We start from the raw sequence: 23,974 nt of genomic DNA on the forward strand, positions 1-23,974 counted from the left end.
TAAGGAGAGGCGCAATGAAGAGATTAATGATATTATGTTTTGTTAGCTTCGGCTTGATAGATGCTGCACAGAGGCTTGATATACAATGTGAAGTAGGATATAGAGAGAAAATATGTGGTGATGATTATTCTTGCGAAGCTTCAAAGTGTTGGATAAACGACACAGATATTCTCACTGCGTTTAGAAATGATTTAAGGTTTTGGATAGAAAGCGCACAAAGAAGAGAAAGGGCTAATGAACCACAAACACAACTTTATCAAAAAGCTTTGTTGCAAGATTTACCAAATATCCAAACTACAAAAAGAGTAGAAATAAAAAACAAGTATGGTCAAACTTGTTTTATGGATATAAAGCGTCCAAATCAAAACACTTTGGAAATAAGGTATAATGACTGCTCTGATGAATCAGATTTTAAGAAGACATATCAACAAAATGGACAAAAAGTAGAAATTATAGAAGACGGGGATAACGGAGCTTAGGAGCAAAATCGTTTCATCATTACCTTTGATTATATGTGGAGTTTTAATGATTTATACGCAGCAATTCCACTCACCGCTTGGCACAATCGCACTTGCAAGTGATGAAAGCGCACTACTTGGCTTGTGGTTTGAGGGGCAAAAGTATTTTACATTGCCAAAAGATTGTGTGCGGGAGCAAACGCCGATTTTAGCCCAAACGCAACAATGGCTAGAGATTTACTTCAGCGGAGAGATTCCACATTTCACTCCGCCTCTAGCTCCACTTCACACGCAAAGCACACCCTTTAGAGAATCTGTATGGACAATCTTACGCACAATCCCCTATGGACGCACGATAACTTACAAGGAGATTGCGCAAACTCTTGCTTGCCAAAGAGGCATAGCCAAAATGTCCGCTCAAGCTGTGGGCGGTGCAGTAGGAGCAAATCCTATCGCGCTACTTATCCCTTGCCACCGAGTGATTGGGAGTGATAAAAGCCTCACAGGTTATGCGGGAGGTTTGAAACGCAAAGAGTGGCTATTAGGGCTTGAGAGGGGATCCCTAAAGGCTATCAAGTAACGCGCAATTTAGGTAATTAATGCTATAATACACTTTTTGAAGGGATAAAAAAATGAGAAATATCATCGTGAAAAGTTTATCACTTTCTTCGTTGCAAGAAAGGGGATTATCTTATTTTAATCTCTTTGATATTCGCACAACTCAAGCCTTTTTGAGCGCTCATTTGCAAGGTTCATTCCACGCAAAAGATGAGGAAGAAATTATGAGCTTCTTAAGCGGACAATTTAATAAGGCAAAACACACTCTTACAAAGCCTCTCCTCATCGCCTGCTTTAGCTCTAAAAAATCTAAAACCCTAGCCCAAAATATCATTCAAAATCCAAATTTTATCTCACTTTATCCCTTAAATACAATTTACTATTTAGATTGTGGGATAATGGAAGCCTTTGAAAATGGCTTTGAGCCTATCTCAAGCCCACAAAGTCCTAAAAATAAATTTTCACTCATTCAATCTACCCTAGAGGAGCTAAAAACTAAATTTCTCTCCTCAAAGCGCACTTGGGTCGTTGCCTTTAGCGGTGGTAAGGATTCTACTTGTGCGCTGCAGCTTGTCTATGAAATGCTCGTCTCTTTGCAGCCACATCAAAGGAGGCAGACTTATGCCATTGCTTCAAATACTCTTGTAGAAGCCCCACATATTGATAGATTTTTAAAAGAAGTAATCCATTCTATCAATTCCCACGCAAAGAAAAACAATATCCCCTTTGAAATCTTGCAAGTTAGCCCAAGCTTGAAAGATGATTTTTGGGTCAATCTCATTGGCAAAGGCTACCCTAGCCCGACAAGAACTTTTAGGTGGTGCACTGATAGACTTAAAATCACTCCGGCTAAAGCAGAAATTGCCAAAATCACACAAAAATATGGCTCGGCTCTTTTGATACTAGGTTCAAGAAAGGCAGAATCAAGCAATCGCAAAAAATCCATAGAAAAACGCATCTTAAATGAAGAGGGTTATTCCCAACATCACGACTTCCCTGATACACTTACTTTTTCGCCCATTGTAGAGTGGAGCACCGATGAAGTATGGGCTTATCTTAGCACACATAAGCCTTTGTGGGATAAAGACCATAGCGAATTATTTTCACTCTATGCCAAAGCAAGTGGTGAGGAGTGTCAGTTTATCACAGATTTAAGTCAAAGCAGTTGTGGTGGCTCAAGATTTGGTTGCTGGGTATGCACGGTGGTAAATGAGGATAAATCAATGCAGGGTTTTATAGAATCGGGGCAAGAGAATCTAAAACCCCTCAATGAATTTAGAAATTACATTAAAGATTTAAGGGAGGATTGCAATGCAAGGGCAGATTACAAACGCGATGGCAGAGCAGTGTATAAGGTTGGAGGACTTGGACCCTTTTTAAGCCATATTCGTGTGGAGATTCTAAAAAGGCTTTTACAAACAGAGCAAGAATTTATGCGAAATGGTGGCAGTGAGCTAATCACAGATTCGCAGATTGATGCGATACAAGAGCAGTGGAGCAAAGAATTTGATTTTGAAAACAAAGCAATACAACTAGCACAGGAGGTAGGACGAATGAAAGATGAAAAATTAAAACAAAGCAGAGTTTTACATAAGGAGCTTTTGGCAGAAGTAGCGGACAGGGTGGATTCTAAAGAGCTAGAGAATCTCATTAGCACTTGCATAGACATTTATAATACCACAGGTTTAAGGGGCAAAAATAATGCTTCAAGCAAGATAAAAGAAGAGATAAAAAAGCTTGTAGAGGATAAAACGAGCAAACAAAAGCAGGAGGCATAAATGTTTATATCAAAAATCACAATTTGCAATCTTTTTGCCTACTATGGAAAAGTAGAGGTGGAATTTAAAAAGTGTGAGGAAAAAAACCTTTATTGCATTTATGGCAATAATGGCTTTGGTAAGACGAGCTTTATCCGCTGTGCAAAGCTTTTGTTTTTAGGGGCTGGAGTAATGAATAATGAAATCTCTCCTGTTATTTCAAGATTTGCTCCAAAAGGCTTAAGCTCCTCACAATTTATTAGGGGAATAGGGGAGAAATGGCTTGGCATTCTGAATAAACCTGCATTGCAGTCTTTACAAGAAGAATTTTATATCATTTTTGAAGGCACTTTTGAGGGTAAGAGATTCCATATTAAGCGTAGTTTTGAAAATATTTATGAAAGCATTGAGGAACATTTAAGCTTTAGTCTTGATAATGAAAGCTTTACGAGCGAGGAAGCTCAAGAGAGAATCAACAAGATAATGCCTCCAAATCTGATTGAATTTTTCTTTTTTGATGGCGAGGAATTAGAAAAAATAAGTGAAAATCTACGCAAGGGATTTAGAGAAAAAATAGAGGATATTTTGCAAATCAAACCACTTGATATAGCAATAAACCAAATTCAAAAATATAAAACTGAATTAAGAGATAATGAAAATAAAAACAAAGACAATGCCTCTTTGCTTGCACAAAAGAGAAAGGACAAAGAAAGTAAGGAAATAGGTATCTCACATTTAAAAGATAAAATTAAAGATTGTGAAAAAGAGATAGAGGAAAAGTCTGATTTGCTTTCGCAAAAAATAAGACAAATTGATAAGCTTGGCAGTGATTTCAGCAGAGAAAAAGCTGAACTAGTAAGTGAAAAGGATATGCTTGATAGTGAGCTTATTAATCATAAAGAAAATTTCAAAGAAAGCGTTAAAGGTGTTATTTTTGCTGCTAATGAAAAGCTGATTAAAGATTTAAATGAGGAAATTGCACGATTGGAAACGAGCAAATCCAAACAAGATATAGAAAGTTATAAGAAGCTTTTGCCAGAATTAAAAGAACTAACCAAAGAGGAGTTAAAGCACTTGGAAATGCCTGAATATTTTGATGTGTTTGATGAAATTTTAGAAAATTTGCCACAAAAGTTAGAGCAAAAAAGCTTCTCACATTCCTTTATTACTTCTGCTATGCTTTCACCCTTAAAAGAGAATCTTGCAAGAATTGAACATATTGATTTGGCAAAAGATATTGACGCAATTAAACATATCAAAAATAAGCTTTATAAAAATAAAACCTTACAAGATGAGCTTATTAGTGATGAGGACATAAGAGGAAGGCAAGAGTTGCTAGAAAAAGAAAGGCAAACCTTACAGAGTGAAAAACAACAAAAAGAGAAAGAAAAAGAAAGCCTAAAAGATGAGCTAAGAAATTTGGAATCCAAAAAGGAGCAGATTGATAGAGAGATTTATTTTTTAGAACAAAATATTAATACAGAGCGCATTGATAACAAACTAAAAATTTTAGAATCTTTGCAAAAAAGTATAGAAAAATATAAAGAAAAGCTTACCCATAAATTAAGAGGAGAGCTTCACTTGCTTATTTTGAAAAATTATCAGAGCTTATTATCAAATGATAATGTGCGAGAACTTAAGATTGATGAGGATTTTGAGATAGAGCTAAAAGACGAAAATGATGAGCAAATCATTGTAGAAAACCAAAGCAGCGGACAAAAGCAGATTCTAGCGATTGCAATTTTTTGGGCTTTAAGCAAATTATCAAACTCTAATCTACCCATTATCATTGACACGCCTTTAGGGCGAATTGATAGTGAGAATAGAAAAAACATTATACAAAATTATTATGCAAACAATGTGCAGGTGATTCTTTTACCTCTTGATTCTGAAATAGGCTTAAAAGAATATGAATATGCAAAACCTCATCTAGCTGGGCTTTACAAGATAGAAAATCCAGCAGACAGACACCACGCTTTTATTAAAAAAGCGGACATTAAAGAGATTTTATAAGGGGATACAATGGCAGATTTTAATACAAATAAAAGAGAAGAGCTTGTGATAGAAAAGGTTAAGAAAGGCTTGGGATTTGAAGAAAATGAATTTGCTAAATACAATGTGCTTAGAATCGCACTTGCACTCGCTTTAAATTCTCCAAAATTTTCATTAGATTCCTCATTTTGGGCACAAAAAAGATTAAATGGTGAAAAAGATAAAGAATATCATTTGGAGCAAATTACAGGCAAGGGCAAGGACAAAAAAGAGGATTTTGATTTGCTTATTCGCTCAATGCTGTATATCAAGCACAAAGAGGAGTTGGATAGGGACAAAAAAGATATTTTCAGCAATGAAAAAGAATATTTAAAGATTTTAAGCCGCTATATCCAAAGGGGACTTTATGAGCTTAATAATACCTATAAATCAAGTGATTGCTTTTATCAATGGTGTTTGGATAATTTGCATTTATCATCAAAGCAAGAGGAGCAGACAAAAGAAAATCCCAAAAATAATGATGTGGGTTACTTTCCTAAACTGCAAGATTATTTCAAAAAACAAGGAATTGGCATTAGGCTAGTGAATGAAGAGGATTCCTATCGGCATCATATTTGCAAAATTGAGCTTTTGGATTCTGCTAAGATTCAAGCCTTTAAAACAAAAAGTCAATATCTTGATGATGAGTTAGGGCAGAGCATTTACATTGAACAAGTTAAAGGCATAAGTAGAACATATAGCATTCAGATTCCAAAGCAACAGTGGCAAACACTTGGTTTGTCCGAATTGAAGCAAGGCTTAGAAGTCTTGCGTAAGCAAAATTTTGAACTTGGCGTTTTTGCTGGAATGAGTGTGGATAAAAAGCCTGTTTGTTTTGATTTAAAGACTGCACCACATTTGCTAGTGGGCGGGACTTCAGGAAGCGGTAAGTCAAAACTTTTAAAGGTCATTGTTCTTTGTTTGTTGCAAACGCCAAGTGTAGAAATTACAATTATTGACCCAAAATTTGGGTCGGAATTTGTGGAGTTTAACAATGCAAATAATGTAACACTTTTCACCCAAAATGAAGCGGAAGAGTGCGTGGAGCAATTTATAAAAGAAATGGAATCACGCTATGAAAGAAAATCTAAGGGCGAGAGCTTTGAGAGTATGCCTTATAAAGTGCTTGTTATAGATGAATTGCGTAACTTAACAAGAGGCAATAAATGCTTAATTGATAAGCTTGGAACACTTGCCGAGAAAATGAGGGGCTGTAAAATGCACTTTGTGCTTGGCACTCAAAGACCAGATGCTCAAAACTTTAGCGGAGATTTACGTAGCAATGTCCCAAGTCGCATAGCCCTCAAGGTGCAAAAAAGCACAGAATCTAAAATTATTTTAGATGAAATAGGAGCAGAAAAACTCACAGGCAATGGAGATATGCTTATCAAACTTGGCGATGGTAGCAGCTTACAAAGAATCATCGGCATATACCTTACAGAAGAGGAAATACAAAATCAACTTAAAGTTGATAAAATCCACTCTTAGTGCAAGAAATTAAGCTATAATCTGCATTCTAATCTTAGAGTGTTACATTAAAGTTAGGAGTTTGTATGCCCACAAGTGAGAGCTTTAAGGATTTTGTGTTAGAGAATCTTAAAAGCGCATTAGAGGATACACCTTATCACTTTAGCGCTAAAAAGATGTTTGGCGAATACTGCATTTATGTGATTGATAGGGGTGAGAGTGTGCCTAAGCCTATTTTCTTGCTTTGTGATGAGATGCTTTTCGTCAAGCAATTTGAAATTCTAAAGCCCCTTTTAGAATCCGCCCCGCTTGGATTTCCTTACGCGGGGGCAAAGGAATCTTATATCCTTGATGTGGATTCTTATACGACTTTAAGAGAAGTTGTGCTTACCCTTGCTCCCACTCTGCCTATGCCAAAGCCCAAAAAGCCAAAGAAAAATAAGGCTTAAGAGCAAAAGACAACCAACTTCCACCCCATAAATCAAGCTTTCCTAAACCCGCTCACAAATTGTGTAAGAGTAGCTAGAAGTTTCTTTTCTTGCTTCTTTTTGAAGTTTGCACAAAATTGCAATGCTAGCTCATTGAGCGCACCAGAGAGCGCAAATGTCATCAACTGCGTATCTACTTCTTCACGCAAATAGCCTTGTGCCTTTAGCTCCTCAATATGCGCTTGCAACACACTCATTGAATGCTTCGCATCAACGCTTCTCCACACTTCCCAACCAAGCACAGCGGGTGCATCAACTAATAATATCTGCCTATTTTCCTTTGCATTTGCCGCTTTGATAAACCCCACACAGCCTAATATCAGCTGCTCCCACGCCTCATCACTTTTCAAAGCCTGTTTTTCTATCTGCGCGGCAACCTCTTCTTGCACACTCTCTAGCACAGCGACAAAAAGCCCTTGCTTGTTTTTGAAATGATGATATACCGCCCCGCGCGTTACATTTGCTTCTTCTACGATTTTTTCTAGTGCGACATCAAAGTAACCATATTCCGCAAAATGCGCTCTTGCAACGCTTAATAAGACGGAGGTAGTTTTGCGCGTAGCTTCTTTATTTGTCATAATACACCGCTAGAATCATTGTTTAAAAACTCCGCACTTGGCGGCAAAACTTCAATAATATCAATCAACACATTATTTGGGTCTTTTATGATAAAATGTCGCCACCCCCAAACCTCATCTGCCAAATGCGCTACGATAATGCGTTCATCTTTGCTTTTGATAAAATCATACACTTGTGTGGCATTTGCTACCTCAAGATTAACGAGGATTCCATTCGCATTTGCGCGATAGAGTGCGGGTATGCTTTCGTGAGTTACATCAATCAAGGCTAACTCGCCACCATCAGGGTGAGATAAGTTAATATACCAATCACTTGAAAAGTTTTGCGCAAAGCCCAAATAAGTTTTGTAAAATAGGCTACTTTCTTGAAGTCTGTCTGTCATTAGGACGGGATAAATACTCTGTGCCATTTATTTTTCTCTCTTTCTTTTTTGTTGATTTTTATTTTGATTTCTCTCTCCGTGTTTGATAATCCACTCACACGCCTTGCTTGCCCCGCTTTGTCGCCATTGTGCGATGAGAGTTTGCGCTTTTAGCGGTGCTTCTTTATACAAATCATTGAGATTATTCCCCACGCTTTTTTGCACAAACTTTTGTGTATCATCTTTTAAGTTTGTCAAAATCATCGCATACTTTTCAAATTCATCAAGCGCAACAAGGAGCTTTGGCGACCAAGGCAGGTGGATTCTCACGCCCTCACTTGCGAGCCTGCGAATATGCACATTGCTATCCTTGCTCCATAAAATGAGTTCGTCCATTACTTCCTTTGGGTGCTCTCTTAGAATCGGGCGGATAGCGTATTCACCTGTAAATCGCTTGGTAAGCTCTTTGATAAAGTTTAGAGAAACTTGCCAATTTGTATTGCCATAGCGTTCCACATAGCGTGAAATAGGAAACAACCAATAGCCAAAGCTAAACATTCCCTCCGCTTTTTCTAACTCCTCGCCAAGTAGATGAAAAAAGCTTTGAATGTTTTGAGTATAATCGCTCCCCATTGTCTTAACCATTGCATCAACGATACAATCTAATCTTGCAAAGAGTTCCTTATCCTCTAAATTACCCCGCAACATTGCACAAAACTTTTGCGCTTCAAATTGTGGCATTACACTTAGAATCTTTTGGGATAATTCCACGATGTAGGCGTCATTATAATGGTCTTTGTGTTTCACCTTTTCCCCCTAAATTTTATAATATTATAACATACATACATTCTGTATGTCAATATGAAAGCAAAACAAAATCTTATGCCCACATATAATCAACGACTTTTAAAGGACACAAAAGATAAACATCAACCAAAAGAGGCAAAAGCGGATTCTAGGGTTATGAAGTAGGGTTAAACATTATTACATCAAAGGCAGTTTTTGGAGCATATTTTGTAGCTTAATGAGTTCCTTTGGCATTAGCTCGGCGATACTTAAGCCTACGATTTCATAGTGTGCGCTCACAGATTCAATGATGTGTGCGACTTCTTTCATTTTGAGTTTGCCACTATTGCCCACAGCGACATAAATCTCGCTAAAATCTAGCACATCTAAATCAAGGTGTATTACAACCTTAGAGGCTTTAGTGCCTTGTAACCATTGCAAGACCTTTTTGCTGCTTACTTTCTTCGCTTTAAGGGCTTTTAGCCCTAGCTCCTTTTGACGCTTGGCATAAAATTTTGCCTCCTCACTATGCAATCCCACAAGCAAGGTATTTTGAGCTGGTATTTTTGCGGGGAGGACTTTAAGAATCTCTTTATCGCCAAGCCCTAGCAAATGCGTAACCGCCATTGCGTGATAAGCCTTATACTCATCATTTGGCAGCCCAATATCAGGGTGTGCGTCAATCCATAGCATTGCGACATCATCACCATACTTACTTGCAAGATAGCTAAAGGGCGCGACAGACACGGAGCATTCACCCCCAAGTGTGAGAATCTTATCAGGTTTAGATTCTGTGATGAGTTTCATTGCGGCTTTGGTTTGCTTTAAAATATCGCTTTTATCTAGCACCCCGTCTTTTACCTCTCTTTTAAACTCTTGTGAAACAGGCACTTCAAGGGTTTGATGAGAGGTGCTATGTGTAAGAAGTTCAAGGAGTTTTGCACCTAAAAAATAGCCTTTGGAAATCTCCTCTTTAGGCAGCCCTTTAAACCAATGCGCAATGTCTCCACCCTGCCATTGCGGATAGATAAGCCGAATGGTTTTTGAAGCATTTGTTTTCATATTCTTTCCTTTTGCTGTGGTAATCAATTATAACATTCCTTTGATAAAATAGAGACCCTTTAAGCAAAAGCTTGATAGAATCCTTGAAAACAATTACAAATAAGTGTAAAAGGATTTCAAATGCGATATTTGATGAAGTCACTCTTAGCTAAAGCTTTGCTCTGCTTCGTTTTTACCTCTAGTGTATTAGGTGCAAATCCTTCAACAAAGATTCCAGAAGTAGATGAAAAGCTCATTGATACTATGCTCTCTCGCCTTATTTATGGAGCAAAATGCGATGAAATGGCGATGATTTCGCACTTTGACCCAAGTGTGCTATGGGTAAAAGATAAAGATAAAATTGATATGCAAAAAATCCCAAAGAAAATCCGCTATATCCGCTTTGCAGGAAGGATTCTATCGGGTGGTATCTCAAGTGGAAATAGCACTTATACTAGTGCGGATAAAGAATTTCTCTACACACTAAATGGGGCTGATTTAGAGGTTATGAGTATTTGCGATAAACAGCAGCTTATCTTAAACAATTATGACAAAGAAAAAGAGGATTATAATCTCAAACTTCGCGCAAAACCTGCCAAAGAAATTGCTATTGTAATCAATGTCGCAAATTCAATGAAAGATTATGTCTTTGCGTTTAAGGAAATTGCGCCCCTTATTGCCAAACATATACTTCAAGAAGAAAACAGAGGTAGCTATGCCAAAATCACGCTTGTGAGCTTTAGTAATTATGATGTTAAGGATTTTGATGATGTGTTTAGCTCTAGCGAATTTGTGGAAAGTGCAAAAAATCTAAAAGTTGTAAATTCGCAAACAAAACTCATCAATTATGCGCTCATTAAAGCGATGAGCCATTTTACAAAAGATAATGGGTTGAAGAAAGAAATTTTTCTCATCACTGATGGCAACCCAAATGATAGAGGAAGTGCGGAAAAAATGCTCTATCTTACGAAGAATCTTAATCGCAATATTGTGAAAAATAGCGGTGGCTCCAAGAAAAATTGGGTTACAATCCACACTTTAGCTTTAAATAAAAACCTTGATTCTTTAAAAGAGCTTACCCTTGCCACAGAAGGAAGTTTTTATGAGCCAAGCAGTGCGTATGAGTTTAAAAAGTTGCTTTTAAGGCTAAGCAATAACGGCAAAGATGTAGATCCTAGAGAAATAAATGTGATTGTTCCAAGCAAAACACATAAAATCTATGACCCTGATGATCCTAACCCTCCTAAGAAATAGTATCTAAAGCACTCTTTACTTCCTCAAAATATGCAAATATTCTAAAGTGCAATCTTGCTTTTGGATTCGTTTAGAATCTGCTTTGAAGCGCTGGTGTTTTTGTGTGGCAAAAGAATATTTGCCATATTTTTCAAAAATAGCTTGAATTTGCTCTAAACTGAGCAATCCCTCATCATTATAGCTTAGAAAAATCCACTCAAAATGCGCATTTTTGATGAGGTTTTCTAGCTCATCTGCGACTTTTGCTTTTCTGCACCAAGCCGACTTTTCATACTCTCTTAAGCCCGTCTTGCCCTTTGGGATAAAGTCATCATATAAGGCAATCGTGTTTAAAAGATGATAATTCGCGCCATACTCTCGTGCATTATAAGGTGGGTCAAGATAAAGAATATCACCCTTTATCTTAGTAATAAGTGTATTTGCGTCCTCATTAAATACCAAATGTTCATTTTCATTGCATTCAAACTCTGCAGGATTTAGAATAAAACCTTTGAGCGCACTTTTCTTAAGGTGCTTTAAAAACGCTCCATACACTGAAGCAGTGTTTGCAACCTTGTCGGCGGATTCTAAAAGGGAGGCAAGGAGAAAGTAATATTCCTTGTCCTCAATTAACTTTTCTTTTTTCCATTGCGCAATCTTAGAGCGCACAGCATCAATTTTTTGTGCATTTTCATCGCTAAAATACTGCCTCCCACTCCCAGAGCCAAGCGCATAATGAGTGTAGATTTTACCCTTTTGTGGTGGCGTTTGAGTTGTGTCATTAAGAATGTGTAGCAGCTCATTAACGCGTGTTAATTTCTGATGATTGCCGATATAATTTTGCGCCAAGACAAAGCTATAATACTCCCTATCATTGCTAATAATTTGCTTGACTTGTGCCTTAAAAAGCCGCCCCACCGCCGCAGTTCCAGCGAATATATCACAAAAGATAGAATCCTTTAAGGGCTTTGCACTAGCTTTTTGCAGTGTAGATTCTATGCTCGTTTGCAAAAAGTGAGAGAGTTTAAATTTGGAGCCAATGTAGTTCATTAAGTCTTAGGCTTGAAGCCATTTAATCTGATTGCAACTACTTCTCCAGTCGAGGGTTTTTTCTCTATGATATATGTTTCATTCAGTTTTGTTTTGGTAGTGCCACCTCTTGAGCCATCTCTAGCCCATGCGTATCCGTTATTAGAGCTTAATGGCTCATATTTTCCAACAAACTCACTTACATATACCCACCTTGAAACACCATTTTTATCAGGTTTGGCAAGTTCTACAAATAAATCTGCTTGTGTTGCGTAACTGCTCATACATTCTCCTTTTTTAAAAATTTATTTCTATCTATGTAATTAGAAAATTAAAAACATTCACTTTATCTTAAAAGCTTTTTTTAAAAACTCTAAAATACTCCTTTGTATGAGTTGCATATCCTTAAAATCATTCAAAAATTATAGCACAACAGATTACGATTAAATGATTTAAAAAACCTTTGTGATTTATCCAAAAATCACAAATTGCAATGACAAGTTAGGATTAGATTTCACTTTGAAAACACAACCTTTTAACCAAAACGATAAAAAATCTAGCAGTGCCAAAGTCAAAGGAACTGATTAAACTACAAATATACCCCAAAATCCACCTTTGATGTGATAGAGCATTGCACGTTTGAAAATTAAGTCTTAGAATCTTATAATGCCTTGAGATTTGTTCAAAGGACACCTATGCCACGCCCTACCAACAAAAGCGATTTGCTTGCCTTAAGTCAGAAAAATTATGAATCTCTGCTTGCGTTGATAGAGCAAATCCCGCTTGAACAACAAAGCACACCCTTTGAATATAACGAGCGAGATAAGGCTTTGCGCGATGTGCTTGTGCATTTGTATGAATGGCAGATACTTTTGCTTCGCTTTGTGCGCACAAACCTTGAGAGGACGAGTGATTTTGTGCCTTTTCTCCCTGCGCCTTATAGTTTCAAAACCTATCCCGCGATGAATAGGGAGATTTGGCAAAAGCACCAAAGCACGCCATTAGAGAACGCAAAGGCAATGTTAGGAAAAAGCCACATAGAATGTATGGAGCTGATAGAGAGCCTCCCGCCACAGGAGCTTTTTATCAAAAAGTATTATAAGTGGTGTGGCAACACAAGTCTTGGGAGCTATTGTGTGAGTGCGACTTCAAGCCATTATGATTGGGCAAGTAAATGTATAAAAAAGCGTGTGAGGAGCTTGAAAAAGGTTTAAGAATGCTTAAACCGCAAATCCTCATCAAGTGTATGAGCGAGAGTATCCATTAAGCGTAGCAAACCACACGATGAGTGGCAACAATGCGTAAGCAAACTGCGTTTTGAATACAGACGCATTTCCCTAATGCTCCCTCTTATAGCCTTCCCCCCAAGATTCTAAAGCTCTTAAGACACACTCCAAACTCTGCCCAAGTGGAGTGAGGCTGTATTCCACTCGTGGAGGCACTTCTGCATACACTTTTCTTTTGAGCAACTTTGCTTCCTCTAATTCGCGCAAGTTTTGAGTTAAAACCTTTTGAGAAATGCTCTGATTTTTTGTCGCACCCACAGACTTTTTAAGCTCACCAAATCGCTTTGTGCCACTTAGCAAATCGCGGATAATGATGATTTTCCATTTATTGCCAATGAGGTTTAAAGTCGTCTCAATCGGACATTCTGAAATATACGCATTCATTTTGCACCTCTTTTCTCTATAATTTATACGCAAGATTCTAAAGTTTTCAAAAATTATAGCACAAATAAATCCCAAATTTATACAATAGTATCAAAATAGATATTATATATTAAAAAAGTGCTTACTTGATTTTATATACTAAGTTCTATAAAATTGCAAAGCTGAAATTTCATATTTCAACATTTAAGATTCAAAGGAGACAAAATGAAAATCGCAGTTTTAGCAGCAAAAGGTAGGGCGGGCAGTGCAATCGTGCAAGAGGCAATCAATGCAGGATTTGAAGTGAGTGCATTTGTGAGGAGCAAAGCGCATTTTGATGAGAGGGTTCATCTTGTTGTGAAAGATATGTTTTCACTTACAAGCACTGATTTGCAAGGATTTGATGTGATTATTGATGCTTTTGGAGAGTGGCAAGATTTGTCTTTACATTTAAAACATATTGAGTATTTAAACTCCATTTTGCAAGGCAATGAGGCAAAGCTCATCGTAGTAGGAGGTGCAGGAAGTCTGTATATGAATACAACGCATACTCTTAGACTAATGGATACGCCAGAGTTTCCTAAGGAATATATGGGAGTGGCAGAAGCAACTGCAGAGGTGCTTGAGTTTGTGCGTAAAAGCAATCTCAATTGGCTCTATATCAGCCCTGCAGCACTTTTTTATGAAGGTAAATCGCAAAATTATGAGTTAATAGGCGAGGAATTTAAAGTCAATACAAAAGGTGAAAGTAGAGTGTCTTATAGCACTTATGCGACTGCACTTATCAAACTGCTTTCTAGTGGAGAAATTAAAATGTGCCAAAGAATAAGCCTCATTGAATTATAGGTTCTAAATGATATAATGGCACAGATTTTATGCAAAAAGATTTTGTGCCTATTCTTCATTACAATATTCTATCCATTGCCTTGCAATTTGTTTTTTTTTTTTTTTTTGATAGAATGCGGGGTTTTCAATCAATAAAAAGGATTTGTAATGTTATATAATGATGATTTGGGCAAATTAATTGTGCGCTTATGCGTAGGTGGGCTTATGCTCTTTCACGGAGTCAATAAAATCACAAATGGCGTAAGCGGTATAGAGGGTTTTATGGAATCTCACGGATTACCCACACTTTTTGCCTATGGCGCGTATATCGGCGAGGTGCTTGCGCCATTGATGATAATTGTAGGCTATCAAGTGCGTATAGCTGCTGCCTTAGAGGCTTTTACAATGCTTGTGGCGATTTATGTTGCAACAGGATTTGAGATTTTTACCCTTGATAATCACGGCGCGTGGGTAATTGAGCTACATTTGCTCTATATGCTCCCTTGTATTGCCTTGATATTTATGGGTGGAGGTAGATATGGCGTGAAGTTTAAGAAATGAAAAATAGAAAACAAAAGGATTCCATAATGCCACCAAAAATCCTGCAAGTGCAAAATTTGACTTCAAAAAGGTTTATAAAGACTGCTACGCGCCCAAACCTACACCCTTAAAGCTTTTTGTGCCAACGCTTTCTTTTATAAGTGTGCAAGGAGCAGGGAATCCAAATGAGCCAAATGGTGCATATCAAGCAGCTTTAAAAACTCTCTTTACCCTCTCCTACACGCTCAAAATGAGCAAAACCACAAAGGCTTTGAAAGACTATGTAGAATATGTCGTGCCTCCGCTAGAAAGCTTGTGGTGGGGTAATGAGAACTTGAGCAATAAGGCAAATTTCAAATGGCAAGCGATGATTGCCCAGCCTGATTTTATCACGCAAGAACTCTTTGAATGGGCGTGTGAAGAGGTGCAGAGCAAAAAGGGCATAGACTGCTCCAAAGCGCGATTATTGCGCTTTGAAGAGGGGCTTTGCGTACAGATACTACATATCGGCTCGTATGATGAGGAGCCACAAAGTCTCGCAAAAATAGAGGAATTTATCGCACACAATGGTTTGAAAAACGACATCAGCAAAGATAATCTCACAAGGGCGCACCACGAAATCTATTTGAGCAATCCACACAAAACTCCCACGCATAAATTTAAAACGATTTTACGCATTCCTGTGCGGGAGGGGTGAGAAAACGCAAACAACACTTAAGCTAAATAAACACTATTTTTTAGCTCAATTTATAAAAATCCCCTTGCGATTTTGTTTTTTTGATAAAATATGGGTTTGGAAATAAGAAGTAAAAGGAGAGGAAATGGCAGATGAAATGAATACTGAAAGTAAAAGCGTATTAAAGTATCTATCTGAAAACAAATTTTTAATTCCTATGTATCAAAGACCTTATACTTGGGAAGAGGAGCAATGCGAACAACTCTGGAATGATATAGTGGGGTTTTTTGATAATGAAGAGAGGCAGCAAGATGATGAATATTTTTTAGGTTCTGTGGTAATGTATAAGCAAGATGGCAAACAAAATATCATTGATGGACAGCAAAGAACAACCACCTTGAGCTTATTGCTGAAAGCTTTATATGATAAGGCTTCTAAAGATAAAAGTGAGGAAATTAAAGAACTGATTACCAATCTTGAATCTTGCCTATGGGATACTGACGATATTAGTGGTAAGGTTGATTATGGCAACCCACATCTTCAAAGTGATGTTGCTGGAGACGAAGATAAAGCAATGTTGGAAAGTATTTTGTGTAATACCTATGAAATACCAGATAGCGAAAATGATATAAAAAACAAAATGAAAAAGTCAAAATCAAACTATGAAAAAAACTACTTATACTTTATTTGTCAATCAAACAACTACGCACAAGAAGCACCAATGAAGTGGCGTAAATTATGCGTAACATTGCTTATATCTTGCATTTTGCTTCCAATAGAATGTAAAGGAGACGATGAAGATAAAAGAATGGAAAATGCGTTAAGAATATTCAATACGCTTAATAATCGGGGTATTCCTTTAAGTGATTCTGATATTTTTAAAGGAATTATTTTCAAAAATAAGAAAACCCAAGAAGAAAGAAGATCTTTTGCAGAAGAATGGAAAGAATTAGAAAATGACAATAAAGGCAATATGGACTTTATCTTTAGAAACTATATGCACATTATTCGCGCAAGAAACAATACAAAAACTAGCGAGATTGGTTTGCGTCCATTTTTTACCAAAGAATACAAAGAATACTTACAAAATAGTATGGGAGAAATTACAGAGTTAAGTAAATTTTGGAATGGCGAATATGATAAAAATTATAGCCTTAAATCGTTGCAGTTTTATGAAGTTTTGCATTGTTTGCCTAACGAATATTGGAAATACTTGGATAGTGCTTATTATATGTATTTCAAGGATAAAAATGATTATTTCAAATCCCATACACACGAGAAGTTTTTATCTAGGCTTATTACACATTGTATAGTTAAGTTTATTGATAAACCTACTATTTCAGTGATTAAGCCCATTATATTTAACGCTTATGTTTCTTTATATGAAAAAGGTGAAATAGATTTTCAAACAAATACTCAACAAATTTTAGAAAATGAACCACACTTTAAAGAGCAATTTTTTAAAGCTTATAAATTGATTCCCTCACTTTTAATGCTTAATTTATATTTAAAATACCCAGAACAAGAGACAGATATCTCTGGTGAGATTGAACATATCTTTCCAAAAACTACAAATTGGAGAAAAAATTATACAGGCTGGGATAAAGAGGAAGCAAAGCCGTTTATTGAATCTATCGGCAATAAAATGTGGCTTGAGAAAAAGCTTAATATTAAAGCAAGTAATGGGTATTTTGATGATAAAAAAGTAGAGTATGAGAAATCAAAATTTTTAGAGGCTCAAGATTTGGCAAAATATCCTAAAAATGATTGGCTTAAGGAGGATATAGAAGCAAGAAATGGAGAAATTTACCAAAGATTAAAAGCATTCTTTGAGAAAAATTTATAGGACACCCAATGCGCTACTTCATCGGTCATAAAATCATATTCAAATAGGACAAGCAGGGGGATTTGCCAACTCGCACACAAATTATCATAGGCAAAGCCGCACCGCTTAAAAGAATGAAGCAAAATGATAAAATCATCTATTATAGCCCAAAGCTAACTCAAGAATCTAAAGAGCCTTATCAAGCATTCACCGCACTAGGCGAAATCGCAGATGAAACTATTTTTGTGCTGCTTCAAGCTCGATTTTTACACTAACATTGTCACTTACCATTGCGTTTGCAGTATCCATACCTATGCCAAAATCCTTGCGATTAACCTTGCCTTCTAAAGTGAGGGCAATCAGGTCTTTGCCTGTTTGTGGGTGCTTGACTGGTCCGCTCAAATTAGTTTCAAAAGTTACTTTTTTTGTTACGCCACGTATAGTTACTTCAGCTTCAAGCTTCTTGCCACTATGCTTAACAAGCTTTAGCGTAGCTTTTGGAAATTTCTTTGAATCAAAGAAGTCTGCCGCATTCAAGTGTTTATCGCGTCCATCACTATTTGTGTTGATAGAAGAGATTTGCACTTCACCTTCAAGAGCCTTGATGTTTTTTCCCTCTACATCGAGTGTGCCACTGAATTTGTTGAAGTTTCCTTTCACATTGCTCACAGACATATGTTTTACGCCAAATTCCACAGATGAATGGCTCGCATCAACTACATATTCTGCTGCCATAAGTGAAGTGCCAAGTAGTGCTACTGCCGCACATAATGCAATTTTTCTCATAACCACTCCTTTAAGATTTTTCTAATGCGTTTTGATTTTAATCTTGCAAAATAAATTGAAAGTAAATAATAAAAGTGCAGTTCAAGGCGTGCTTTTGCCAATGATTTACCACAGGGAACCCATAAGATCATCAAGGCGCAGAATCTCCGCTACACGCGCAAAAAATAGAGGATAGATTCTATATCCTCATCGGGTAAAAAAGCGATAGAAAACTACCTTGTATCGACAGGGGATTAATGTATCAAGGACTCTCTTTTTGTGGAATTTGCCTATGCAAGGCTTATTGCATTTGCGCCCATACACTTAAAAACGTTCCTAGAATGGGTTGAAACAAAGTTTAAATTTCTACATTTTATCAAAAACAGAATCTAAGAATATACCTTATGTGATGATATTGCCTTGCGATAATGCTTGTTGATACTCCTCCTCAATTTCTTTAAAAATAGTTAAATCAGTATGAAATCCGTGAAGCTTTCTTAATCTAAATTCACTTGATTTATCAATAAGCAGATATTCCATTAAGCACTCATCTAAGCTTTCAAATTCATCTAAATCATCAATTTTAATGATATTTTCAGCAATTGGTATTTGCGCTAAGGGGCTATTATAGATACTTAAAATAGGTGTGTGTAATGTGGCATTTTGATAATAATATATGCTACCAATAATAGGCATTCGCACAAAGTCATTGTTCTTTAAAAAATGTAAAAATACAAGATTATTGGCATAAAAACTCTCGCATTTAATGTTGTAAGAATCTTTTAGATATGTAACAACAAAGTCAAGATTCAAAGTAGAGCCAAAAGGTAATTTTTGATTTTTACCCTCTTGAATATGTGCCTTTAAAAGTGCGAACCAATCGATGTTATGACTCATAAAGCTAACGCCAAAAGACCAAAATTTACCCTTAAGTCGTGTGCTGTGCATATCTAAGGAAAATGCACTTAAATGATGGTTTTGTGCATAGTCAATAACATTTTGTAGCATTTGCGCCGCTCGTTTAGGAGAAGCACAAATCATCGTATCATCAGCATCAATATTCCAAAAATGCTTTATATTGTGCATTTTAGAATGATACAATGTGCTTAAATGTGCGTTTGCAGCAGGTATCCAATACGAATCAAGATGCTTGACAATCTTTTTAAAAGGCTTGGTGATACTTTTCATTATACATACATCTGTGGTGTGGAATATAATGTGCCTATAAATGCGTAGGCTTAAGAGTTGCTTATCACAGATGATAATAAAACGCGCATTCATAGCATCTATAATATCTATCCAATGTTGCAGACATTCAAAAGTAGCAGTGGCGCGCTGGTTATTATTTACCTTGAGATAAAACAAGACTTGAGAATCTTGAGTAGATTTCTCTTTCGGGGGGGGGGGGTAATACCTAATTGCTTAGGATTCACAAAATGTATTTTTTTAGCCATATCTCTATAAAACGCATAAATGGAAATGCCAAAAAGCTGTCCTAGTCTCACCACTTTGCCATTGTGATAGAGTTTGATTTGTCTAAAAATCATATTGAGAATCTCCTTAGCGTTGTTAAAATGCTTTAAAGCTTAATGAGGAACATCTGTCCGCTTAAGCCCATATATAGAGGCATAAAGCAAGAGGGATTTTCTTCTAAAAATTCTTCTACTGCTTTTTGTGCGCCAGTAAGTGATGGAGTATGTCCATAATCTTCAGCGATGATAATGCCATTTTTAACGACTTTGTCTTTTACCTTATAAAGTGCAGCTTTTACCGCCTCATACATATCTACATCAATATTTGCTAGGCAAATTTTAGATATAGATTCTGGCAAGTTATCAGTGATGATATTTGCTTTATGCAGAGTGAAATTGCTATATGCACTCAAATATTCTTGCACTCTTTGCAATGAGGTTTCTGTATGTGTGTTTGCCCATCTCAAATCTATAGAATCTTGAGCCTCCTCATAGGTGAAGCCCTCAAATGTATCGCAAAAATAGCATTTTTTATTAATAGCACTTCTATGGATAAAATTAAGCATTGCTCTAGCCGAAGAGCCTTGAAATGTGCCAATCTCAACAATATCTCCCTCTAAATGCTGTGTGATTGAAATAGCCTGCATAATATTTTCAAAGTCGCTTGAGTAAAAATGCGGCAATGGAGAGTGATTAAACTCATAAGTTAATGTATCCCACACATTTTTATGGAGGTGATAGTATCTTGCCACAGGTTGTCCCTGACACAGCGAATCATACTTAATATGATGAATAAAGGCTTCTTTGGCGGCTTCTCTAGCGAGATAATCCGCATTGTAGGCAAGGAGCAAAATGCTATCTTTTTCTACATTTTTAATATCATCAATATGAATCATTTTCACCTCTTTTATTATTTTTAACCATTTCGCCATTTGATACTTCGCACAGAGATTGTATTTACTTATCCCCCCCCCCCGCATAATTTACATCACTTAATAGATAAAGGGGTGCGTTGCATTGTGTTTGAAGATGTTTTATGTAATACGCAAGGGTGGCGATGTTGATTCTATATATGTAGCAATCCTCCATTGTCCTTGCGAAGTCGTTTATGGCTTGCCATTTTATAGATACTCTATCGTAGCAAATGAGCCTCTTTAATGCTCTTTTGCATAGCCTTAAAAACGAAAAAATAGGGGAAAATACACTCTTCATAGTTGCTCCTTTGGTAAGAATTGTATATCTCTTAGGATTTGTGTCAAAATGTGCTCCATACGAGATATATCATATATGATTTCTATAATTTGTGAATCTGCTATGTGCCACAATGCAGGATATTGTGCTATGCTATAAGCTTTGAGCGCAGATTCTGCGTTATAGGTGGCAGTAGGAGTGCGATTATAGAGGATACTCATAGGTGTTTGCGTTTGGGTAAGAAACTCTAGCAGTCCGCACCTTAAGCCAACAATGCGTTTGGCTTTTTTTGCTAATGTAAAAATCTCTAAGAAGTCTAAATCACAAGTTTTATACACTGCCCCCCCCCCGCTTAATAGATTCTCACTTGCTTGATTCACAAATACATCATAACCTTTTTGTGTGAGTTGAGTTATAAGTTTAAGCCAAAATTCATCGTCTATGAGCTGTATAGAATTTGCTTTTGGGATAAGTAAAATAAAATTTTTAAGATTGAGATTAATCTTAGCACATTTTTGCAGGACACTCTTTTCACTTTGTGGAGGAATACACACTTTGCGCGGACAAATGTCATTGAGTGGAATTTTTAATTGAGAAATGATAAAGCAAAAATGATTGATAGGATTGTGTGGGTGTTGCTTATTAAAACCAAGAAGTTTGCCAAAAAATGCAGTGCCTGGTAATATGGTAAAGATTCTAAAAGAATGAGTGCGAAAAGAGTAATGAAAATCTGGTATTTTATGCTCTGGTATATTCACAAAAATATGAGGAATCTCTGGGCAAAGAGCTTGTATTAATTGTAAATGATAAGGTTTTGTCGCAAGTAAAAGTGGATTTTTGCTTTTATTGTTTTTAACATATCTATCAAAGCAAAAAGCAAAAAAAAATAAACTTCTCCGCTATTTGTGCGAAACATATAAATATCATCATATTGTTTGTCAATATGTGCGAGATAGGTATATTCAAATCGCTTTACTCTTGGGTCAATGAAAGATTTTTTAATGATTGTATGCAGGAGTGCAAGTTTGATTGTAATGATTTGGTATCGGTGAATCTTGGAGATAATAAGAAAATTTTGAAAAAGTTTTATTTCTGCTTTGATTACAATATCCCACTTATTTTTATAGGTTATTTTTTGCAAGATAGGATAATTAAGTAAGAGTATAGCCTTTTGTGTTTGAGTATTTGTCGTTTGTTGAATACATTGATAAAGCTTCATTACTCTTTTTATTTGCCTTTATAAATTTTCATCGATTTGGTATGCAATTTTAAAGGCTTCATCGCGTTCTTTGTTGATAGCAAAGGCGGTTTTTAGCCCACTTGGCTTTTTGTCATTGACTAAGATTCTCTCACCTAATGGCATATCACACAAAATATGATGATAAATAATGCCCTCTTTGGCTAAAAATGATTGCAAAGATTCTAATTCCTCTTGCTTTCTTGCTGTGAGCAATATCACCTTATCACCCTTAGGCAATTTCTCAAAAAAATCTTTTACGCCTTCGAGCAAAACATCGTTTCCTTGCAGGTAACCATTATGCTTGAGTATCGTGCCATCAATATCTAATATCCAAGTTTTGTGTAGAGTTGAGAGAGTAAGCATTACAACACCTCGCCTAGCTTGACTATGCCATTATAGAATGCCCCACATATTGAATCATAATCTTCCCACGCATATGTAGTGAGCGAGAGCCAAATAACAGCGTGAAGCAATTTGATTTTACGCTTATTGACAAGCGGGAGGTTATCAAAGAAAAACTCCTCCATATCCGCCCAATTATTAGGCTTTATAGCAAACTCTACTTCATTATCTTGAATATCAAGCGTGAATTTTTTTAAATTAAATTGGTCATAATCGCCTTTAAGAGAATAATAGAGTTTCGCCCAGTCATAATCCTCATCACCAAATATTTTTGTATCGCCAAAATATCCGCGTGGGTCGATAAAAGCTACTTTCATATGAAAGGTATCAAACATAAGATTGCTAAAGGTGCAATCCCCGTGGATAAGGCAGAAATATTGAGGAAAGACATTTTTGAGGGCATTTATCAAGGCTTCTTTATTGAAAAATACATTTTTGTAATAATGCCCATTGATTTTGATAAATTCTTTATCTGCAAAGGGAATAAGTGGCTGCACGAGGGAAAGTCTTTCAAAAGTCTTTGTGATATAAGTTTGCTCCGTGTCCTTATCATTTGCACTTTGTTTGGGCTGAAGATTATGCAATTCATTAAGGGCATTTATCGTGGCAAGTAAAATTTCTTTTTTTTGAGAAAAGGTAAGGCAGTCGTATTCGTAGATATTTTTGCCTTGCACGCGTTTCATTGTGAGAGGTTGATATGCGTAAATATGCGGAATATAATCAAAATTAAGATTTTTTACATATTCATACCAAGCAATTTCATTGATAGCTATTTGCCTACCCTGCTCATTAATACCACATTTTGTTACCATATCATCATTGAATGTAATAGCATTAAATGGGCGGCATTTTGGGGCAGATTCATTATTATCCGCATAAGAAAGGAGTGTGCCAATTTCTTTTGAACCATTTAGATTTAGTCGTTTAAATGGGATATTTTGATATTTTAGCCAAGTTACAAATGCGCCCTCTTGCTTAATATCTGCTAAATATTTCTTGTTTTCAAAGATAAAGAGCCCAGCTACGCCATTTTCTTTGGAGGGTTCGTTTATAAATTGATTGTCAATATATGACCAGCGACATTCAAAATCTTTAGAAATCCCTATATAATTTCCTTTTTCACAAGGGATTGTAAAATTGTGAGAGAGAATTAAATCACACCATAGAATCATAAAGGGTTCGTTATCACCCTGTGATTTTAACGCGTCTTTAATTCCTGATATTGTCCCCCCCCCCGCAGCTTTTATAATCTTATAATCTACTTTAGAGGCAAAACATTTGAGATATTTTTCAAGCACATCGGCTTTGTAATCTGCAATAATTGTGAATCTGTCGTTGCAGAATTTTTGAAAGATATGAAAAATAATTGGGAGATTATCCACAGGCACAAGGCATTTGGGTTTGTTTTTGGTTAAGCCCTCTAGCCTCGTGCCTTTACCACCAGCTTGAATAATAATATGCATAGAATCTCACTTGTATAGGGGGTAAATTTGTTGGCATTATAGCTTAAAATTTATTGAATTTGTTAATATCTATAATTCTTTCAAGCATCTTTGTGATTATTTCTCTTGGCATCATCAGCTTTTGTAACACCTTGTCCT

At 36.4% G+C, this 23,974-nt stretch carries 30 protein-coding genes; 13 read left to right on the forward strand and 17 right to left on the reverse strand.

Features of this window, described 5'->3' with window-relative positions:
- The first annotated feature begins 14 nt into the window (after positions 1-14).
- From BN2458_RS00095 to BN2458_RS00120, 6 genes are all read left to right on the forward strand, one after another.
- Positions 15-479 (forward strand): hypothetical protein, encoded by a 465-nt coding sequence (locus BN2458_RS00095; RefSeq protein ID WP_034342503.1) that lies wholly within the window; start codon positions 15-17, stop codon positions 477-479.
- Positions 480-525: 46 nt separating this feature from the next.
- Positions 526-1,038: a methylated-DNA--[protein]-cysteine S-methyltransferase gene (locus BN2458_RS00100; protein ID WP_034342501.1), complete on the forward strand. Its 513-nt coding sequence runs from the start codon at positions 526-528 to the stop codon at positions 1,036-1,038.
- A 52-nt stretch (positions 1,039-1,090) separates the two neighbouring features.
- A complete protein-coding gene (dndC, locus tag BN2458_RS00105) occupies positions 1,091-2,794 on the forward strand; it encodes a DNA phosphorothioation system sulfurtransferase DndC (RefSeq protein WP_231944796.1) in 1,704 nt (567 codons plus the stop codon).
- A complete protein-coding gene (locus tag BN2458_RS00110; RefSeq protein ID WP_034342497.1) occupies positions 2,795-4,786 on the forward strand; it encodes an AAA family ATPase in 1,992 nt (663 codons plus the stop codon).
- A gap of 9 nt (positions 4,787-4,795) precedes the next feature.
- Entirely contained in the window at positions 4,796-6,292 is a 1,497-nt protein-coding gene (locus tag BN2458_RS00115; RefSeq protein WP_052082081.1) for an FtsK/SpoIIIE domain-containing protein, read from the forward strand.
- Positions 6,293-6,357: 65 nt separating this feature from the next.
- Positions 6,358-6,720, forward strand: a complete 363-nt coding sequence (locus tag BN2458_RS00120; protein ID WP_034342494.1) for a transcriptional regulator — start codon at positions 6,358-6,360, stop codon at positions 6,718-6,720.
- A gap of 32 nt (positions 6,721-6,752) precedes the next feature.
- Here the strand turns inward: BN2458_RS00120 and BN2458_RS00125 are convergent, their stop codons facing one another.
- From BN2458_RS00125 to BN2458_RS00140, 4 genes are all read right to left on the reverse strand, one after another.
- Positions 6,753-7,337, reverse strand: coding sequence for a TetR/AcrR family transcriptional regulator (locus BN2458_RS00125; protein WP_034342491.1), 585 nt, complete (start codon positions 7,335-7,337; stop codon positions 6,753-6,755).
- Complete coding sequence (locus tag BN2458_RS00130; RefSeq protein ID WP_034342486.1) at positions 7,334-7,747, reverse strand: VOC family protein; 414 nt, start codon at positions 7,745-7,747, stop codon at positions 7,334-7,336. Before BN2458_RS00130 ends, BN2458_RS00125 begins: the two co-directional genes overlap by 4 nt.
- A complete protein-coding gene (locus BN2458_RS00135) occupies positions 7,748-8,506 on the reverse strand; it encodes a DNA alkylation repair protein (protein WP_034342483.1) in 759 nt (252 codons plus the stop codon).
- A gap of 177 nt (positions 8,507-8,683) precedes the next feature.
- Positions 8,684-9,547 (reverse strand): arginase family protein, encoded by an 864-nt coding sequence (locus BN2458_RS00140; protein WP_034342481.1) that lies wholly within the window; start codon positions 9,545-9,547, stop codon positions 8,684-8,686.
- Positions 9,548-9,667: 120 nt separating this feature from the next.
- On the opposite strand from BN2458_RS00140, the gene BN2458_RS00145 reads away from it, so the two are divergent.
- Entirely contained in the window at positions 9,668-10,780 is a 1,113-nt protein-coding gene (locus tag BN2458_RS00145) for a vWA domain-containing protein (RefSeq protein WP_034342478.1), read from the forward strand.
- Between the two features lie 15 nt (positions 10,781-10,795).
- On the opposite strand, the gene BN2458_RS00150 is transcribed toward BN2458_RS00145, so the two are convergent.
- Positions 10,796-11,809, reverse strand: a complete 1,014-nt coding sequence (locus BN2458_RS00150; protein WP_034342475.1) for a DNA adenine methylase — start codon at positions 11,807-11,809, stop codon at positions 10,796-10,798.
- The gene (locus BN2458_RS00155; RefSeq protein WP_034342472.1) at positions 11,809-12,072 is read right to left on the reverse strand and encodes a hypothetical protein; all 264 of its coding nucleotides are present in this window, start codon (positions 12,070-12,072) and stop codon (positions 11,809-11,811) included. Before BN2458_RS00155 ends, BN2458_RS00150 begins: the two co-directional genes overlap by 1 nt.
- A gap of 411 nt (positions 12,073-12,483) precedes the next feature.
- On the opposite strand from BN2458_RS00155, the gene BN2458_RS00160 reads away from it, so the two are divergent.
- Positions 12,484-13,002: a ClbS/DfsB family four-helix bundle protein gene (locus tag BN2458_RS00160; RefSeq protein ID WP_058122003.1), complete on the forward strand. Its 519-nt coding sequence runs from the start codon at positions 12,484-12,486 to the stop codon at positions 13,000-13,002.
- On the opposite strand, the gene BN2458_RS10510 is transcribed toward BN2458_RS00160, so the two are convergent.
- Together BN2458_RS10510 and rrpB are read right to left on the reverse strand one after the other, a co-directional pair.
- Positions 12,999-13,121: a hypothetical protein gene (locus BN2458_RS10510; protein WP_011115895.1), complete on the reverse strand. Its 123-nt coding sequence runs from the start codon at positions 13,119-13,121 to the stop codon at positions 12,999-13,001. The two genes, BN2458_RS00160 and BN2458_RS10510, sit on opposite strands and share 4 nt — an antisense overlap.
- 4 nt (positions 13,122-13,125) lie before the next feature.
- Positions 13,126-13,458, reverse strand: coding sequence for a MarR family transcription factor RrpB (rrpB, locus tag BN2458_RS00165; protein WP_034342469.1), 333 nt, complete (start codon positions 13,456-13,458; stop codon positions 13,126-13,128).
- Between the two features lie 204 nt (positions 13,459-13,662).
- On the opposite strand from rrpB, the gene BN2458_RS00170 reads away from it, so the two are divergent.
- The 5 genes from BN2458_RS00170 to BN2458_RS00190 all read left to right on the forward strand — a co-directional run bounded on the left by BN2458_RS00170 (position 13,663) and on the right by BN2458_RS00190 (position 17,578).
- The gene (locus tag BN2458_RS00170) at positions 13,663-14,283 is read left to right on the forward strand and encodes an SDR family oxidoreductase (RefSeq protein WP_011115897.1); all 621 of its coding nucleotides are present in this window, start codon (positions 13,663-13,665) and stop codon (positions 14,281-14,283) included.
- A gap of 147 nt (positions 14,284-14,430) precedes the next feature.
- Complete coding sequence (locus BN2458_RS00175) at positions 14,431-14,823, forward strand: DoxX family protein (RefSeq protein ID WP_011115899.1); 393 nt, start codon at positions 14,431-14,433, stop codon at positions 14,821-14,823.
- 118 nt (positions 14,824-14,941) lie between these two features.
- Complete coding sequence (locus BN2458_RS00180) at positions 14,942-15,499, forward strand: GyrI-like domain-containing protein (RefSeq protein ID WP_034342849.1); 558 nt, start codon at positions 14,942-14,944, stop codon at positions 15,497-15,499.
- A gap of 124 nt (positions 15,500-15,623) precedes the next feature.
- Complete coding sequence (locus BN2458_RS00185) at positions 15,624-17,324, forward strand: DUF262 domain-containing protein (protein WP_034342851.1); 1,701 nt, start codon at positions 15,624-15,626, stop codon at positions 17,322-17,324.
- A 62-nt stretch (positions 17,325-17,386) separates the two neighbouring features.
- Positions 17,387-17,578 carry an EVE domain-containing protein gene (locus tag BN2458_RS00190; RefSeq protein ID WP_052082116.1) on the forward strand — a complete coding sequence of 64 codons (192 nt, stop codon included), beginning with the start codon at positions 17,387-17,389 and terminating at the stop codon, positions 17,576-17,578.
- On the opposite strand, the gene BN2458_RS00195 is transcribed toward BN2458_RS00190, so the two are convergent.
- From BN2458_RS00195 to BN2458_RS00235, 9 genes are all read right to left on the reverse strand, one after another.
- Positions 17,541-18,089, reverse strand: a complete 549-nt coding sequence (locus BN2458_RS00195; protein ID WP_034328391.1) for a YceI family protein — start codon at positions 18,087-18,089, stop codon at positions 17,541-17,543. The two genes, BN2458_RS00190 and BN2458_RS00195, sit on opposite strands and share 38 nt — an antisense overlap.
- 381 nt (positions 18,090-18,470) lie before the next feature.
- Complete coding sequence (locus BN2458_RS00200) at positions 18,471-19,256, reverse strand: hypothetical protein (RefSeq protein WP_156407261.1); 786 nt, start codon at positions 19,254-19,256, stop codon at positions 18,471-18,473.
- 158 nt (positions 19,257-19,414) lie between these two features.
- Positions 19,415-19,615, reverse strand: coding sequence for a hypothetical protein (locus BN2458_RS00205; protein ID WP_058122004.1), 201 nt, complete (start codon positions 19,613-19,615; stop codon positions 19,415-19,417).
- A gap of 32 nt (positions 19,616-19,647) precedes the next feature.
- Positions 19,648-20,436 carry a TylF/MycF/NovP-related O-methyltransferase gene (locus tag BN2458_RS00210; RefSeq protein ID WP_034325838.1) on the reverse strand — a complete coding sequence of 263 codons (789 nt, stop codon included), beginning with the start codon at positions 20,434-20,436 and terminating at the stop codon, positions 19,648-19,650.
- A gap of 61 nt (positions 20,437-20,497) precedes the next feature.
- Positions 20,498-20,752 carry a hypothetical protein gene (locus BN2458_RS00215; RefSeq protein WP_034343578.1) on the reverse strand — a complete coding sequence of 85 codons (255 nt, stop codon included), beginning with the start codon at positions 20,750-20,752 and terminating at the stop codon, positions 20,498-20,500.
- The gene (locus tag BN2458_RS00220; protein ID WP_034343581.1) at positions 20,749-21,489 is read right to left on the reverse strand and encodes a hypothetical protein; all 741 of its coding nucleotides are present in this window, start codon (positions 21,487-21,489) and stop codon (positions 20,749-20,751) included. Before BN2458_RS00220 ends, BN2458_RS00215 begins: the two co-directional genes overlap by 4 nt.
- A 35-nt stretch (positions 21,490-21,524) precedes the next feature.
- Positions 21,525-21,950 (reverse strand): hypothetical protein, encoded by a 426-nt coding sequence (locus tag BN2458_RS00225; protein WP_034343584.1) that lies wholly within the window; start codon positions 21,948-21,950, stop codon positions 21,525-21,527.
- An 18-nt stretch (positions 21,951-21,968) separates the two neighbouring features.
- A complete protein-coding gene (locus tag BN2458_RS00230; RefSeq protein ID WP_034325844.1) occupies positions 21,969-22,334 on the reverse strand; it encodes an HAD family hydrolase in 366 nt (121 codons plus the stop codon).
- Positions 22,334-23,836 (reverse strand): sugar phosphate nucleotidyltransferase, encoded by a 1,503-nt coding sequence (locus tag BN2458_RS00235; protein ID WP_034343589.1) that lies wholly within the window; start codon positions 23,834-23,836, stop codon positions 22,334-22,336. Before BN2458_RS00235 ends, BN2458_RS00230 begins: the two co-directional genes overlap by 1 nt.
- Between the last annotated feature and the right edge of the window lie 138 nt (positions 23,837-23,974).

Origin of the sequence: Helicobacter typhlonius, from assembly GCF_001460635.1 — a bacterium.
Taxonomy (GTDB): domain Bacteria; phylum Campylobacterota; class Campylobacteria; order Campylobacterales; family Helicobacteraceae; genus Helicobacter_C; species Helicobacter_C typhlonius.